Origin of the sequence: Shinella sp. HZN7, assembly GCF_001652565.1 — a bacterium.
Taxonomy (GTDB): domain Bacteria; phylum Pseudomonadota; class Alphaproteobacteria; order Rhizobiales; family Rhizobiaceae; genus Shinella; species Shinella granuli.
Genome location: NZ_CP015736.1, coordinates 2402780 through 2415883, shown reverse-complemented (window position 1 = coordinate 2415883; position 13104 = coordinate 2402780). Strand labels below are relative to the sequence as shown.

Sequence of the window (13104 nt, the reverse complement as noted above, 5' to 3'; positions counted from 1 at the left end):
CCCCTAAGGGCACTCCACAAGGAACCATTGTAATGAACATGAATGTGAGCACAAGCGCGAATGCGCGTTGGCCCGAGCTGGAGCCTTCATCGAAGTTTCTGGCAAAGCACCCCGCCGACGAAGTGGGCGCCTGGCGGGATCTGCGCAGCCGCGTCGTCGATATCGCCGCGAAGAACGGCTGGACGAAGACCGAGACCAGCAAGCGCATCGGCATGGCCGACAGTTCGTTCTCGCTGTGGATGTCAGGCACGCTGGACGGCATCCTTGAAAACGCGAATGCGACCGTCGCGCGCTGGCTGGATGCGGTCGAAGATGCCGCCGATGTGGCCTCGTCCCTTCCCCGCTCGCCGGACTTTTTCGCAACCCACGCCTCCGCCGAGATCCACAAGACGCTCCTGCTGGCGCAGACGATCTCGGGCTTCGTGACGATCACCCTCGACGCCGGCCGGGGTAAAACCATCGCCTGCGAAGCGTACCGCCGGGTAAAGCCGCACGTCCACATGGTCACGCTGCACGAGAAGGCGACCACCGTGACCGGCGCCATGAACATGCTCGCCCGTCAGTTCGGCGTGCGGGTGTTCAACCAGGGCGAAATCGTCGAGACGATCGGCGAGCGCCTGAAGCGCAGCGGCAATTCGCTTCTCATCATCGATGAGGCGCAGCACGCCGACGGCCGCGCGGTCAACCAGTTCCGACACTTCTCGGACAAATACGATTGCGGCGTGGCCCTTGTCGGCAATGCCGGCATCCGCCGCCGCATCAGCCAGGACGGGCCGAACGCGGCCAGTCGCGACCAGATCGTCAGCCGGATCGACAAGAACCTGAAACGCGACCACGGCCGGGAAGGCGACGTGCGCGCCTTCATCGAGCAATGGGGCATCGTCGATCCTTCCTGCAACCGCTTCCTGTTCGGTATCGGCATGAAGGGCGGCGCCCTTCGGCAGATCGACCGCACGATCAAGATCGCGTGCTTTGCGGCGGGACGGCCGGCATCTGAGCTGGAGAAGAAGCACCTGGAAGCCGCCTGGCGCAACCGCGACGTCGAGGACTTCTAATGCGGGCGGCTCAATCGTTCTCCTTGAGCGGCGGCCTGCAGATGCTTTCTGACGCCTTCGCTCCTCACCGCGATATCACCGAGGACGAAACCGTCGTCCTCGGCGGCGAAGAGGTCCGCTCGCTGCTGAAGATCATTCGCACCCTTCGGCACCTGGCCATTCTTCAGGAACGGGAACTCGGCGCGCTGCGCCGTTTGGATGACGCCCGCGAACTTCGCAAGGTCGTGTCCAGCGAGCTGAAGGCGGCGGTGGAAAGCAGGCCGGGCGACAATGTCCTCCGGCCGGATTTCGGAGGCAAGCCGTGATCACTTGCCGCCTCATCACCGAAGCCGTCGCGGCGGCCTATTCCGTCCCGGTGCTGCAGCTCTATTCCCGTCGCCGCGATGCGGGGACGGTGCTGCCGCGCCACATGGCCTGGACGCTGGCCAGCCGCCTGACCACGCAATCCTATTCCGCGATCGGGCGACACATGGGCGGTCGCGACCACGCCACCGTCATGCATGGGGTCGCCAAGATCAGGGCGGCGCTGGAAACGGACGCGCAGATCGCGACCAATTACCAGGCGCTTGTCGATGCGGTCACGCTCCTGGCCGATGCCGGGCAGAGCGCCGAGCGTCTTCGCCAGTGCTTCAACGATATCGATCCGCTCGATGTGGCGGAACGCATCCTCTCCTCGGCATTTCGCGACGTGTTGCCCTCGATGGAGGAAATCCGCGCGCTTTGCTTTGGCGTCACCCACTACGCCGCCGAGTGCCAACGGCTCTACGCCGAGCATGACGGCGGCGACCAGGCCGCGCCCAACACCGCCCTAACCGACCTTTGAAAGGACTTTACGATGGACGTCACCATTCTGGAAGAAAAGGCAGCCGCCGGCATCACCGTCGTTAACGGCCGCGACTACGTGACCAATGCGGAGGGCGGGCTGACGCCGCTGGAACTCGTCAAGGCCGAGGACTTCATGGAAGACCAGATGGTCCGCAAGATCATCGGCTTTGCCAAGCCGCTCTCGGCCGAGCTGGCGCGGTTCAAAAAGCACACGCGCGCCGATATCGCGGAGTTCGATCGGCTGCTCGAGGCGAAATACGGCCTCGTCAAGAAAGGCCGGGCCGGCGCCGGCAACCAGAAGTACCGCACGATCGACGGGTTGATGACGGTCGAGACGCGGGTGAACAAGCTCATCGAGTTCGGCCCGCAATTGCAGGTCGCCAAGGGCCTGATCGACGAGTGCCTCAATGAGTGGACCGAGGACGGCCGCGCCGAGGTTCGCAGCCTCGTCACCCGGGCGTTCAAGGTCGATAAGGCCGGCCAGATCAGCAAGGACGCCGTCTTCGAACTCTTCAAGGTCGAGAGCACCGATAGCCGCTGGCTCAAGGCCATGGAGGCGATCGAGGGCGCTGTGCGGGTGATCGGCTCGAAAGAATACCTGCACTTCAGCTTCCGCGAGAGCCACGACGCCGACTGGATCCGCATCTCGCTCAACATCGCCGACGCGTGAGGGCTTCCCCCATGATCGGTCAATATGACTACATTTTCAGGCATTACGGCGTCCGCCCGGTTGTCGGCGGCCGCGTGGAGCATACAGTCACCGGCGAGTTCGGCACGATCCTGAAGGAGGCTGACACGCACAAGCACTATGTGCATGTGCGCTTCGACGGATGCGATCAGCCCGGTCTTTGCCATCCGATGGAACTGGATTTCCTCGCGCCTGACGAGATCGAAGGTGCATCCGCCCCATCATCTTCTGGCACCGGAGGCACAAACGATGTCGCTTGATGTTCTTCTCGACACGTTGCGGCAGGCGAAGGCGGGCGGCCGCGATTTAGACCGAACCATTTGGGAAGGCTTTGGATCGCCGGCCCGCTCAGATGGGGTTCCGGCCTTCGCCGGGTTCCTCGGGATAGGCGCGTTCAGCACATCGGTCCAGGACGCAATCACCCTTGCGAAAGCAGTCTTGCCGCCCCTGACAAAAATTCAGGTGGAGACGTACACCGGCGGCGAGTTCCACCATTGTGAGGTCGAGAGCGACGACGGAGAGGCCCGCGCGAACAACGCGCCAAACGCGGCCATTGCGGTGGTGATCGCGACCGTCGAATTGCTCACCTCCACAAGCACGGGCGGAGGCATTCATGGCCGATGAACTGAAACCCTTCACCTGCTCGTACCAGTTCGAAGGTCGTCAGATCGACTTCACTTGCCACGCCCGCAACTGGGACGAGGTATCCGCGCGCCTCAGGGCGATCGGCACGACGGCCGTCGTCAAGGGTGAGCAGGTTTCCGAGGTGGACGCCGGCGTCTTCGGTGAAGCGCTCGGCCGGACGCTCTCCGCTGCGCGTGGTTTCAAGAACAGACGGGGCCGGTGATGGGCTACATCGTGTGCTGGAGATCTGGGAAGATCAGCGTATCGCGACGAGTGCCGAAGGGCGCCATGGGCGTCGTGACAGGCCATGGCAATCGCCTGCATCGCGTCCTGCGCCAGCATGGCAGCATCGAACGCAGTGGCCACGCCTACCTGCTGCCCACCCTTCAGACTGCCCTTGACGATCGCGCGGCAATTGTCGCGATCGAAGCGTTCGTCGGGTCTGTGCGCGAGATCCTCGCGCGCGGCCCTCACCGCCGTTTGCGTGGAGGGCGTTTGCTTTGACCCAGCGTCCCATCCCGCCTTCATTCACCCAGGGCTATGCGATCATGACCCCGGGCGGGTCGATCATCGAGCACACCTACCGCCGGACGCCTGAGGAGGCGATCGCGACGATTGCCACGCCGGACGATCCCGATCGTTGGCAGGCGTTCGAGGCGTATGGCTGCACCGTCCAGTTCGTCTACGCCCGCATTTTCGTGCCGCAGTATTTCACCACGAAACCCGACACAGAAGGAGCAGAGCCATGAGCCTTGTCGGACGCATTCACGCCGCCGCGAAACAGGCCGGTCTCGATGACGACACCCGCCGCGCCAAATGCATGGTCCTTGTCGGAAAGCCCTCGACCAAGGACATGACCGACGCCGAGCTTTGGAAGGTGCTGCAAACCTTCGAAAACGAGGGATATGCCTCGCGCAAATCGCCGCGTGTCGACGGCCGGACCCGGAAATCGCCCTTTACCGGCAAGTATGTGCCGAAGATGCGGGCGCTGTGGATCGCGCTCTACAATCTCGGCGCCATCGCCGATCGGCGTGACAGCGCCATCGAGAGCTTCGCGCTCGGCCACCAGGTCAAGGGCATCGACGACGTACGGTTCATCCATGCGCACAGTGACGGCCAGTCGGTCATCGAGGCGATGAAAGCCATGCTTGCCCGCCATGGCGTTGACTGGGCTGATCGCAAGCCTTGCCCGGTTTGGGAAACGCGACACGGCTACAAGATTGCCCGCGCGCAATGGGCGAAGCTCAGCCCGAACGGCAGCCGGGATTTCTGGAAGGTTGTCACGGACCTTCTCGACCTGGACGAGACCGTCCGCGATCTCACCGACGAGCAGTGGATCACCGTCATGAACCTGCTCGGACAGCGCATCCGCAAGATGCCGAAAGGTCGGGCATGACCGAGATCCCGGAATCGCACGCCGCCATTTTCGAGGCGCTGCTCGTTGGCCTGATGCAGAAGGCGGACATGGCGGCGGCCGGCGAGGACCGCCGCACCATCGAATGCCCGCGCTGCGGCGGAAACCTTCATCTCGGCCTCGTGGGCGCGCGCAAGCATCTGCGCATGGCTTGCGACGGCGGCTGCGGCATGGAGGCGATGGAATAGCGTCATGGGAGTGCGACCTTGAGCAGGCTTCAGGAAGAGTTGCTGACCGCGCTGGGCGAGGATGACTTCATCCGTCTGGCAGAAGCTTTCGGCGGTTTGCGGCTCTATGTTCCCGGCGATATCGACAAATCCGAATTGCCAGACGTGATTGGCGGCGCCGCGGCGATGAAGCTTTCCAAGCTTTATCCAGGAGGCTATATACGTGTCCCGCTGGCCCGAGAGATTCGCGCAGCGCGGTATCGCGCATCAGGTGCAAGCAATCGCGATATTGCTCATAGGCTACGTATCGCCGAAAGCTCCGTCGACAAGATCGTCCGGCGCGGAAAGCGGCGAAACCCCAAGGCCTTCGCCAAGCCGAAGGATACCCGGCAACTCGACATTCTCGACCTGCTCGACGAGGATTAATGATTGCCGCCCGCCAAAGCGGGCATGAAGGCAAATCCCCTAAACGATTAACGTCCCTCCATCACACCTCTACCGGATGGATGGACATGACCTTTGACGAGTGGCTGATTTCGCGTTTGCGTGTCTACGGTGCCTATGGCGGCGCAATGGACGGCGTTCCCGGTCGCGAACTCTACCGCGCGTTAGAGCGATTTCAGGCGAGCGAGCACATTCCGGTCTCGGGGGTCGCCGATCAGGCCACCGTAAACGCGCTTCGCAAAGCTCCCAGTGCGCGCCCCAGCGGCCTGACCGTTTATGAGAAATCCCCCGAAGTGCCGGCCGAGCCGGTGTGGATGCGCGAGGCCCGCCGTCTGATCGGCGTGCGCGAAGTTGTCGGCAAGGGCAGCAACCCGACCATCATGTCCTGGGCAGGGCGTCTTGGCGGCTGGGTTGCCAGCTTCTTCAAGGATGACGACATTGCCTGGTGCGGCCTGTTCATGGCGCACGTGCTCGGCCTGACGCTGCCGCGCGAGCCCCTGCCGGCCAACCCGCTCGGCGCGCTCCAGTACAACAAGTTCGGCCGCCAGCTCGCCGCGCCCGCCCTCGGCGCCATCATGACCTTCACCCGCGACGGCGGTGGGCATGTCGGCCTTTATGTCGGCGAGGACGCGACCCACTTTCACATCCTCGGCGGCAACCAGTCGAACAGCGTGCGGATCTCGCGTATCGAGAAGGGTCGCCTTTCCGATACCCGCTGGCCGAAAACCGGCGAGCCCGAACGCCCTGGCCGCGTCTATCTGACCGCCGCCGGCACGCCGGCATCCTCGAACGAGCGCTGACCCATGTCCCCGGTGAAGCCCTCTTACTCCACGTCGAAGCGGCATCTGCTCTATTCGTCGGTGCTGGCCTGGTCAGTCATCCTGATCTGCGCGATCGGCGCCGTCATGGGCCGGCCAGAGGCCGTCGCCTTCGGGACGATCGCCGTGCCTTCCATGGTCGCGCTCATTGCGGCCATGCTCGGCATCCATCGCATCTCCGGCTCGATGGATTTTCGCGCTTCCAATCCGCCGCGCGATCAGCCGTCAGGAGAAGAGTTGTGATTGCTGGGTTCATTCGTCGGGCAGCGCTCCCCGTCATCACCGCCGGGGCGCTGCTCGTTATTGGCTTGTTGCTGCTCTGGCTCATCCTTGCCAGATTCGACGGCATGGTTGAGCGGGCGGCCAGGGCGGCGGCGGAAGCGCGCGACGCCCATTGGGCCGCGCAGATCGAGCGGGCGAATGCCGACGCAAACCGCCGGATCGCCGACCAGGCGAAGGCGGCGCTGGCCATTGAGACGGATGCGAACGCGCGTGTGCGCCTCGTCGAGGAGCAGCTCACCAACATGGAGATTGCGAATGCGGCCTTGCCTCTTGGCGATGCTTGCGGCCTCGGCCGTGATCGCGTCCGCCTGCTCCCCAACTGAGCCCGCGCCGCTCGTGCGTGTCGAACAGCGCCCCGTCGTGCTGCCTGAGGTCGCCCGTCAGCCCTGCGCCGACCCCCGCGCACTTCCCGACCGCGATCTTTCCTCGCGGGAGGTTGCGACCAACTGGGGCGCCGATCGGGCGGCCCTGACTACCTGTGAAACGAGACGGGCGGCTGCGGTCGCGGCCGTCGATGCAAGCGAAGGAAATCCCTGATGGACGTCTCCCCCCTCAAGGACTGGCTCGGCCTGATCGCGTTGCTGATCTCGGTCGGCACGCCTCTGGTTCTTTATTTCAAGTCCGACGCCAAGAAGGCGATCGAGACGCTCGGCCTGCATTCGAGCCGGATTCAGAAGCTCGAAGACGAGATGCGGCACCTGCCGGACAAGGAGACAGTCCATAATCTCCAGCTCGCGCTGACGAAGATGGAGGGGCAGATCGCGACGATGGTGAAATCCTCCGAGGCCACGGAGCGCGCCACCAGGCGCGTGGAAGACTTTCTTATGAGCAAATCCTGAGGGGCGGGACATGGCGGCTGAAGACTACGCAAAGTGGGTGGAAGAGAATATCCGCCTCATCATCCTGAAGGACCTCGCCGACCCGAAATCGGGCGGAAGCACAAACACGTTCCTCGTCCAGAAAAGCCTTGAGCGCTTTTCGTACCGCAAGAGCCGCGACTACATCCGCAACCAGCTCCTGTGGCTGGAGAACGAGGCCGGCGCCCTCCGGACCCGCACTGAAGGCACGGAGACCTCCGCCGAGATCACCCGCCGCGGCCGCGACCATGTCGAGCGGCGAACGATCCTTGCTGGCGTGCAGGCGCCCGGCGACGCGGAGTAGCGCGCCATGGCTCCGCACACCAGGCCGAGACCGACCGCGGTCGACCAGCTGCCCGACGAATGCGAAGGCATCGTTGCCTGGGCCGCGCAAGAACTGGCGAAAACGGGCCGCGCGCAGACGGACATCTATGCAGAGTTCCGCACGAAGCTTATCGCGCTGCAGGGCGAGCTCGGTATTGGCTTCGACATCCCGCACTACTCATCCTTCACTCGGCATAACATGCGCCTGAAGGCTCTGATGGATCGCCAGCGCCGCGCGCAGATGATCGCAGATGCCGTCATCACTAGCAGTGACGGACAGGATGCGGATCGGTTGACGCAGGCCTCCACCCGCATGCTCAAGACGTTGATCGTCGAGATGATGGAGAATGCAGCCGATGGCGGCTTCAAGCCGAAGGAAGCCGCCAATGCCGCAGTGGCGGTGCGGCACCTTGCTGCAGCCGAAATCGCATCAACGAACCGCCGCCAGAAGCTTCAGGCAGAGCAACAGGCGAAACGCATTGAAGCCGAGATGAAAGCCAAGGCGGAAGCGGCGCTCGACCTCTTGGAAAATGAACCCGGTGTGTCGAAGGCGGCGATCAGGCGCGCCCGCGAGAAGTTCCTGGGCGTTCGGCCCAAGACAAAGAGGGCTGAGGACAACAATGGTTGAACTGCCGAAAGGTGAATGGCGCGATCCTCCGATCATGGCGACGGACCCGGAGGGACTGCCGCAGGAGTTGCCGCGCGGTGCGGACATTCCCGACGATCTCGATCCCCTGGCCGAAGGCGTATTGATGGCACATCAGGCGGACTGGATCGGCGACGAAAGTACGTTGAAGATTTGCGCCAAGGGCCGGCGCACTGGTATCACCTTTGCCGAGGCGCTCGACTGCACGCTGATCGCTGCGGCGCAGCGGTCCGGCGGCGGACAGAACGTCTTTTATATTCCGGACACAAAGCCGAAGGGGCGTGAATTCATCGGCTACGCGGCGCATTTTGCCAAGACGGTGGCCGGCGAGCTGCTTACGATCGAGGACGGCATCTTCTTCGATCAGAAGGCTGACGGGTCGACGAAGGCGATCTCCAGCTACATCATCCGCTTTGCATCCGGCTTTCGGATCGAGGCCTTGTCCTCCCGACCAGAGAATATTCGCGGCCTGCAGGGCACTGTCGTCATCGACGAGGCCGCTTTCCATCGTGATGTTCGCGAGGTCATCGACGCCGTCGGCGCGCTGCTCATATGGGGTGGCAAGATCCGCATCATCTCGTCTCATAACGGCGTATCGAACCCCTTTAATGAGCTGATCAAGGAGGCCGAGGCGGGGAAGAACGGTTTCAAGGTGCATACCTACAGCTTCGGCGATGCCGTCAAGAATGGGCTCTACAAGCGTGTCTGCCTGATGAAGGGTGACGACTGGAGCGCGGAGAAGGAAGCGGCTTGGGAGGCGGAAATCCGCAGCGCCTATGGCAACCGCACCGCCAAGATGCGCCAGGAGTTGGACGCAATCCCGGCGGAGGCAGAGGGGGCGGCGCTCACCCGTGTTCTCATCGAAAGCTGCATGTCTGCGAATATTCCCGTCATTCGATGGGACCGGCCGGACGAGTTCAAGGAATTGGGCGATTTCGAGCGGGAGGAGCAGGCGCGGGACTTCTGCGAAACGGTCCTGAAGCCGCTCCTTGAACGTCTCGACCCCGAACGTGAACATTGCTTCGGCGAGGACTTCGCCCGCAAGGGCGACAAGACGGCCATCATCCCCGCCGAGATCGGAACGGACCTCGTGCGCAGGGCCTGCTTCATTCTGGAGCTGAAGAACATCCCGTTCGATCAGCAGCGCGACATTCTCTTCTATATCGTCGATCGCCTGCCGCGGCTGATGGGCGGCGCATTAGATGCCACCGGCAATGGCAACTTCCTCGCCGAGAAGGCCCGACAGCGCTACGGCGAGTGCATCGTCGAGGTTTGGCTGAGTCAGAAATGGTATTCGCTCAATATGCCCGCCTACATCGAGGCTTTCAGCGACAAGACCATTCTGCTTGCCCGGGACGCCGATGTGTTGGCGGACCATCAGGGGCTTTCCTACGTCAAGGGGATCATTCGAATTCCTGACGATCACAGGACGGTCGGAGCGGATGGTTATGAGCGTCACGGTGACACAGCGCCGGCCGGCGCGCTCATGTACTTCGCCAGCAATCAGGACTTCGTCGCCTATGAGTATGAGACCCATCGGCCGGCGCCGGCGATGGCGGAGGAGACGCGCCGGCGTCACGACGATGAACCCCGCCGCTCGGTCGACGTCTCTCTCAGAGGATCATTGTGATGGCATCCCTGCGCGACTGGATGAACCACCTCGTCAACTCGACCAGCCTGAAGGAGATGGTTGCCGGGCCGAAGATCGGCGGCGTTCGGCAGGTGATCTCCGGGCATCCGGCCGAGGGGCTGACGCCGCAGCGCCTGGCGTCGATCCTGCGCGCCGCGGCGCAGGGAGAGCCGGAGGCCTATTTCGAGCTGGCTGAAGACATCGAGGAGCGCGACCTGCACTATGCGGCTGTCATGGCCACGCGCAAGCGATCGGTGGCGCAGCTGCCGATCACCGTGAAGGCGGCATCCGACAGTCCCGAGCACAAGAAGCACGCCGAACTCGTCCAGGCCTGGCTCGATACGGGCGTGCTCCGTGCCGCCCTCTTCGACATGCTCGATGCGATCGGCAAGGGCATCTCCATCATGGAGATCGACTGGCAGGCGCAGGGCGGGCGGCTCCTGCCGCGCAAGCTCGTCTGGCGCACGCAGCGCTGGTTCACCTTCGATCCGGATGACGGCGAGACCGTGTTGCTTCGGGAGGGCGTGACAGGCGTGCCTCTGCCGGCGCACAAGTTCGTCGTACACCGGCACAAGACGAAATCAGGCCTGACGATCCGCAGCGGCGTTGCCCGCGTGGCGCTCTGGGCATGGATGTTCAAATCCTTCACCACGAAGGACTGGGCGATCTTCGTGCAGAACTACGGCCAGCCGATCCGGATCGGCAAATACGGCCGCGGCGCGACAGAGGCCGAGAAGGACGTTCTGTGGCGTGCCGTCACCGGCATTGCCGGCGATTGCGCCGCGATCGTGCCGCGCGAGATGCTGATCGAGTTCCACGAGGTCGGCTCGAAGAGCAGCTCGACCGATATGTTCGAACGGCGTGCCGACTGGCATGACCGGCAGATATCGAAACTGGTGCTCGGCCAGACGACGACGACGGACGCGGTTTCCGGCGGCCATGCTGTCAGCCAGGAGCACCGTCTGGTGCAGGAGGACATCGAGCGGGCGGACGCGGCCGACGTCGCGGGCACGGCCAACGAGCAGGTCATCCCGAACATCGTCGCCTTCAACTTCGGCCCGCAGGACGCCTATCCGACCATCCATATCGGCCGGCCCGACGAGGTGCCGCTCGAACAGTTTGCCAACGCCTTTGCCAAGCTCGCACCGCAGGGGCTGACGGCGAGCGCCAGTTATATGCGTGATCGCATGGGCATCCCCGCGCCCAAGGACGGCGATGATCTGATCGGCGGGAAGGCGGCGTCGGCACCTGGCGCGCTCGAAGATCCTGAAACGCCGCCCGCTCCTGGGAAGGGCACACGCGCCCAGCTCCGCAAGGACACGAAGGAGCGAACCCTTCACGTCTCCCGGCTGATCGGCTCGCTGCATGCGCGTGGTGACGGCGACGAGATCGTGGACCGGATGGTCGCCCGCCTGGAGGAGGATGCGGCCGGCGCGATGGGCGGGCTCATCGACGACGTGCGCAAGGAGCTGATGGCGGCGAGCGATTTGCGGGATGCGGCCGACCGGCTCGCCCGTCTCCAGCTTTCGCCGGACGATCTTGCCGAGGCGATGGCGCGGGCCATGGCGCTCGCCCATCTTGCAGGCCAGGCGGCCCTGATAGACGACATGGCGGGGCGCTCGTGACAGCGGCGCTCAGAGCGCCGTCGAGCGGTTCGGATGACCGGTTGCGCGTGCGGCACCCTGAATGCGCGTCCACGGGCTTTAAACCACCTTTAAATTCGAAGGCGCAAGGCGGGCGAGCATGACGACGACGCTCGGCGCGATCGATCTGCCGTTCGATGAGGCGATCGACTTCCTTCGCCAGAAGACGGCCGTGCCGACGAAGAGCTGGCGCGAGGTCTGGGACGGCGCCCATTCGAAGATGTTCATGGTGGCCGGAGCGAACAGCAAGGCCATCGTCGACGACTTCCAGGCGGCGATCCTGAAGGCTGCGACGGACGGCACCACGCTCAAAACCTTCCAGGATGATTTCGACGTCATCGTGAAGAAGCACGGCTGGAGCTATCGCGGCGAGCGCGGTTGGCGGACCCGCACGATCTTCGAAACGAATATGCGCACAGCCTATGCCGCCGGCCGCTATGCGCAGCTCACCGCGCCGGACACGCTCGCGACCTTCCCCTTCTGGCAATACAACCATTCGGGCGCCCTCCATCCGCGCCTCCAGCACAAGGACTGGAACGGGCTCTGCCTTGCCGCCGATGATCCGGCCTGGAGCGTGATGTATCCGCCGAACGGGTTCGGTTGCGGCTGCTTCGTCACGCCGGTTTCTCGGCCTGGTCTTCGCCGCAAGGGCAAGGCCAGCCCCGATCGCGCGCCCGATCTCGACCAGCTCGGCACGGACCAGCCCCTCGGCGTCGATCCGTCCTTTGCCTATAATCCCGGCCAGGCGTGGCTTCAGCAGACCGCGCCAGGGCCGAAGCCCGTCACGGCCGACGAAGCGACGGTCGCCGCCTTCGTCGTGTCTGCGCTTCGCGGCAAGTGGCCCGATGGCAGCTGGACGCCCGTCGCCGTCGTGCCGAAGGCGCAGGCGACCGTGCTCGACGTTGCCGCGGGAGCGGAGGTGCGCCTCACGGCAGAGACGATCCGGGATCTCGACAAGGGCACGCTCGCCACGCCGGCCGAGCTGGGCGTGATACCGCGATGGCTGGTCAAGCATGGCGATCTCGTCAAGGAGGCCGATGGCGGATGGGCGTTCGTCGGCGAGTATGAGGGGCGGACCTACCGGGCGCGGGTCGATATCATCCGGACGGGCAGCGGCCGAACTGCCCGCAGCCACCTGAAACTTCTCGACGTTCGTCCGGTCAGGCGGCGGGCCCGGAAATGAGCGGCGCGTCGATCTCCATCACTCTGTCGGGCTCGGCGCTGCGCGGGTTTCGGCAGCTCGAACGGGTAATGGACAACACGACGCCGGTCATGGCGGCGATCGGCACGGGCCTTGTCGGCTCGACGCATATGCGCTTCGTCACCCAAACCGATCCCGACGGCGCGGCGTGGCGGGCACTCAACACCGATTACGCGGCGACGAAGCGCAATACCCGTATCCTCACCGAGAGCGGCCGACTTCGCGACAGCATCAATTCTCGCGCCGGCGCGACGGAAGTTCGCGTCGGCACGAATGTGATCTACGCCGCGATCCATCAGTTCGGCGGGACGATCAAGCCGAAGAGCGCCTCGCATCTGCGGTTCTTCATCGGCGACACCCTCGTCACCGTCGCCAGTGTCACCTTGCCGCCCCGCCCGTTCCTTGGTATCTCCAGTGACGACGAGACCATGATCGCCGAGACGATCTTCGATTTCCTCGACCGGTACGTCCCTTCCTCTCCCTGAT

At 64.1% G+C, this 13104-nt stretch carries 22 protein-coding genes; all 22 read left to right on the top strand.

What is annotated here, in order from left to right:
• The first annotated feature begins 32 nt into the window (after nucleotides 1-32).
• The 22 genes from shn_RS11665 (at nucleotide 33) to shn_RS11560 (ending at nucleotide 13103) form a co-directional block, all read left to right on the top strand.
• Nucleotides 33-1055, top strand: a complete 1023-nt coding sequence (locus shn_RS11665; RefSeq protein WP_064330551.1) for an AAA family ATPase — start codon at nucleotides 33-35, stop codon at nucleotides 1053-1055.
• Nucleotides 1055-1360, top strand: a complete 306-nt coding sequence (locus shn_RS11660; RefSeq protein WP_064330550.1) for a hypothetical protein — start codon at nucleotides 1055-1057, stop codon at nucleotides 1358-1360. The genes shn_RS11665 and shn_RS11660 overlap by 1 nt, the downstream gene beginning before the upstream one ends.
• Nucleotides 1357-1878, top strand: coding sequence for a helix-turn-helix domain-containing protein (locus shn_RS11655; RefSeq protein ID WP_064330549.1), 522 nt, complete (start codon nucleotides 1357-1359; stop codon nucleotides 1876-1878). The genes shn_RS11660 and shn_RS11655 overlap by 4 nt, the downstream gene beginning before the upstream one ends.
• 12 nt (nucleotides 1879-1890) lie before the next feature.
• Nucleotides 1891-2550 (top strand): DUF3164 family protein, encoded by a 660-nt coding sequence (locus tag shn_RS11650; protein WP_064330548.1) that lies wholly within the window; start codon nucleotides 1891-1893, stop codon nucleotides 2548-2550.
• Nucleotides 2551-2561: 11 nt separating this feature from the next.
• Entirely contained in the window at nucleotides 2562-2828 is a 267-nt protein-coding gene (locus shn_RS11645; protein ID WP_064330547.1) for a hypothetical protein, read from the top strand.
• The gene (locus shn_RS11640) at nucleotides 2818-3192 is read left to right on the top strand and encodes a hypothetical protein (protein WP_064330546.1); all 375 of its coding nucleotides are present in this window, start codon (nucleotides 2818-2820) and stop codon (nucleotides 3190-3192) included. Before shn_RS11645 ends, shn_RS11640 begins: the two co-directional genes overlap by 11 nt.
• Entirely contained in the window at nucleotides 3182-3415 is a 234-nt protein-coding gene (locus shn_RS11635; protein ID WP_064330545.1) for a hypothetical protein, read from the top strand. Before shn_RS11640 ends, shn_RS11635 begins: the two co-directional genes overlap by 11 nt.
• Nucleotides 3415-3696 carry a hypothetical protein gene (locus tag shn_RS11630; RefSeq protein ID WP_145925909.1) on the top strand — a complete coding sequence of 94 codons (282 nt, stop codon included), beginning with the start codon at nucleotides 3415-3417 and terminating at the stop codon, nucleotides 3694-3696. The genes shn_RS11635 and shn_RS11630 overlap by 1 nt, the downstream gene beginning before the upstream one ends.
• Nucleotides 3693-3941 (top strand): hypothetical protein, encoded by a 249-nt coding sequence (locus tag shn_RS11625; protein ID WP_084437931.1) that lies wholly within the window; start codon nucleotides 3693-3695, stop codon nucleotides 3939-3941. The genes shn_RS11630 and shn_RS11625 overlap by 4 nt, the downstream gene beginning before the upstream one ends.
• Nucleotides 3938-4588, top strand: coding sequence for a regulatory protein GemA (locus shn_RS11620; RefSeq protein ID WP_064330543.1), 651 nt, complete (start codon nucleotides 3938-3940; stop codon nucleotides 4586-4588). The genes shn_RS11625 and shn_RS11620 overlap by 4 nt, the downstream gene beginning before the upstream one ends.
• Nucleotides 4585-4794, top strand: coding sequence for a hypothetical protein (locus shn_RS11615; protein ID WP_064330542.1), 210 nt, complete (start codon nucleotides 4585-4587; stop codon nucleotides 4792-4794). The genes shn_RS11620 and shn_RS11615 overlap by 4 nt, the downstream gene beginning before the upstream one ends.
• An 18-nt stretch (nucleotides 4795-4812) precedes the next feature.
• A complete protein-coding gene (locus shn_RS11610; RefSeq protein ID WP_064330541.1) occupies nucleotides 4813-5199 on the top strand; it encodes a response regulator transcription factor in 387 nt (128 codons plus the stop codon).
• Between the two features lie 86 nt (nucleotides 5200-5285).
• On the top strand, nucleotides 5286-6017 hold the full coding sequence (locus shn_RS11605; protein ID WP_064332560.1) for a TIGR02594 family protein: 732 nt from the start codon (nucleotides 5286-5288) through the stop codon (nucleotides 6015-6017).
• A 3-nt stretch (nucleotides 6018-6020) separates the two neighbouring features.
• Nucleotides 6021-6278: a hypothetical protein gene (locus shn_RS11600; RefSeq protein WP_064330540.1), complete on the top strand. Its 258-nt coding sequence runs from the start codon at nucleotides 6021-6023 to the stop codon at nucleotides 6276-6278.
• Entirely contained in the window at nucleotides 6275-6640 is a 366-nt protein-coding gene (locus shn_RS11595) for a hypothetical protein (RefSeq protein WP_064330539.1), read from the top strand. Before shn_RS11600 ends, shn_RS11595 begins: the two co-directional genes overlap by 4 nt.
• A gap of 213 nt (nucleotides 6641-6853) precedes the next feature.
• Nucleotides 6854-7156 carry a DUF2730 family protein gene (locus shn_RS11590; RefSeq protein ID WP_064330538.1) on the top strand — a complete coding sequence of 101 codons (303 nt, stop codon included), beginning with the start codon at nucleotides 6854-6856 and terminating at the stop codon, nucleotides 7154-7156.
• A gap of 10 nt (nucleotides 7157-7166) precedes the next feature.
• Nucleotides 7167-7478, top strand: a complete 312-nt coding sequence (locus shn_RS11585; protein WP_064330537.1) for a hypothetical protein — start codon at nucleotides 7167-7169, stop codon at nucleotides 7476-7478.
• 6 nt (nucleotides 7479-7484) lie between these two features.
• Nucleotides 7485-8126 carry a phage protein Gp27 family protein gene (locus tag shn_RS11580; RefSeq protein WP_064330536.1) on the top strand — a complete coding sequence of 214 codons (642 nt, stop codon included), beginning with the start codon at nucleotides 7485-7487 and terminating at the stop codon, nucleotides 8124-8126.
• Between the two features lie 34 nt (nucleotides 8127-8160).
• The gene (locus shn_RS11575) at nucleotides 8161-9774 is read left to right on the top strand and encodes a hypothetical protein (RefSeq protein WP_245337408.1); all 1614 of its coding nucleotides are present in this window, start codon (nucleotides 8161-8163) and stop codon (nucleotides 9772-9774) included.
• Nucleotides 9774-11399, top strand: a complete 1626-nt coding sequence (locus shn_RS11570) for a DUF935 domain-containing protein (protein ID WP_064330534.1) — start codon at nucleotides 9774-9776, stop codon at nucleotides 11397-11399. The genes shn_RS11575 and shn_RS11570 overlap by 1 nt, the downstream gene beginning before the upstream one ends.
• 118 nt (nucleotides 11400-11517) lie before the next feature.
• On the top strand, nucleotides 11518-12600 hold the full coding sequence (locus tag shn_RS11565; RefSeq protein ID WP_064330533.1) for a phage minor head protein: 1083 nt from the start codon (nucleotides 11518-11520) through the stop codon (nucleotides 12598-12600).
• On the top strand, nucleotides 12597-13103 hold the full coding sequence (locus tag shn_RS11560; RefSeq protein ID WP_064330532.1) for a phage virion morphogenesis protein: 507 nt from the start codon (nucleotides 12597-12599) through the stop codon (nucleotides 13101-13103). The genes shn_RS11565 and shn_RS11560 overlap by 4 nt, the downstream gene beginning before the upstream one ends.
• Nucleotide 13104 lies beyond the last annotated feature (1 nt).

Coding starts and splice junctions, on each gene's coding strand:
- shn_RS11605 (WP_064332560.1), top strand. CDS start 5,286: ATGACCTTTGACGAGTGGCTGATTTCGCGTTTGCGTGTCTACGGTGCC.
- shn_RS11615 (WP_064330542.1), top strand. CDS start 4,585: ATGACCGAGATCCCGGAATCGCACGCCGCCATTTTCGAGGCGCTGCTC.
- shn_RS11620 (WP_064330543.1), top strand. CDS start 3,938: ATGAGCCTTGTCGGACGCATTCACGCCGCCGCGAAACAGGCCGGTCTC.
- shn_RS11560 (WP_064330532.1), top strand. CDS start 12,597: ATGAGCGGCGCGTCGATCTCCATCACTCTGTCGGGCTCGGCGCTGCGC.
- shn_RS11630 (WP_145925909.1), top strand. CDS start 3,415: ATGGGCTACATCGTGTGCTGGAGATCTGGGAAGATCAGCGTATCGCGA.
- shn_RS11590 (WP_064330538.1), top strand. CDS start 6,854: ATGGACGTCTCCCCCCTCAAGGACTGGCTCGGCCTGATCGCGTTGCTG.
- shn_RS11640 (WP_064330546.1), top strand. CDS start 2,818: ATGTCGCTTGATGTTCTTCTCGACACGTTGCGGCAGGCGAAGGCGGGC.
- shn_RS11635 (WP_064330545.1), top strand. CDS start 3,182: ATGGCCGATGAACTGAAACCCTTCACCTGCTCGTACCAGTTCGAAGGT.
- shn_RS11600 (WP_064330540.1), top strand. CDS start 6,021: ATGTCCCCGGTGAAGCCCTCTTACTCCACGTCGAAGCGGCATCTGCTC.
- shn_RS11575 (WP_245337408.1), top strand. CDS start 8,161: ATGGCGACGGACCCGGAGGGACTGCCGCAGGAGTTGCCGCGCGGTGCG.
- shn_RS11660 (WP_064330550.1), top strand. CDS start 1,055: ATGCGGGCGGCTCAATCGTTCTCCTTGAGCGGCGGCCTGCAGATGCTT.
- shn_RS11570 (WP_064330534.1), top strand. CDS start 9,774: ATGGCATCCCTGCGCGACTGGATGAACCACCTCGTCAACTCGACCAGC.
- shn_RS11665 (WP_064330551.1), top strand. CDS start 33: ATGAACATGAATGTGAGCACAAGCGCGAATGCGCGTTGGCCCGAGCTG.
- shn_RS11645 (WP_064330547.1), top strand. CDS start 2,562: ATGATCGGTCAATATGACTACATTTTCAGGCATTACGGCGTCCGCCCG.
- shn_RS11565 (WP_064330533.1), top strand. CDS start 11,518: ATGACGACGACGCTCGGCGCGATCGATCTGCCGTTCGATGAGGCGATC.
- shn_RS11585 (WP_064330537.1), top strand. CDS start 7,167: ATGGCGGCTGAAGACTACGCAAAGTGGGTGGAAGAGAATATCCGCCTC.
- shn_RS11580 (WP_064330536.1), top strand. CDS start 7,485: ATGGCTCCGCACACCAGGCCGAGACCGACCGCGGTCGACCAGCTGCCC.
- shn_RS11650 (WP_064330548.1), top strand. CDS start 1,891: ATGGACGTCACCATTCTGGAAGAAAAGGCAGCCGCCGGCATCACCGTC.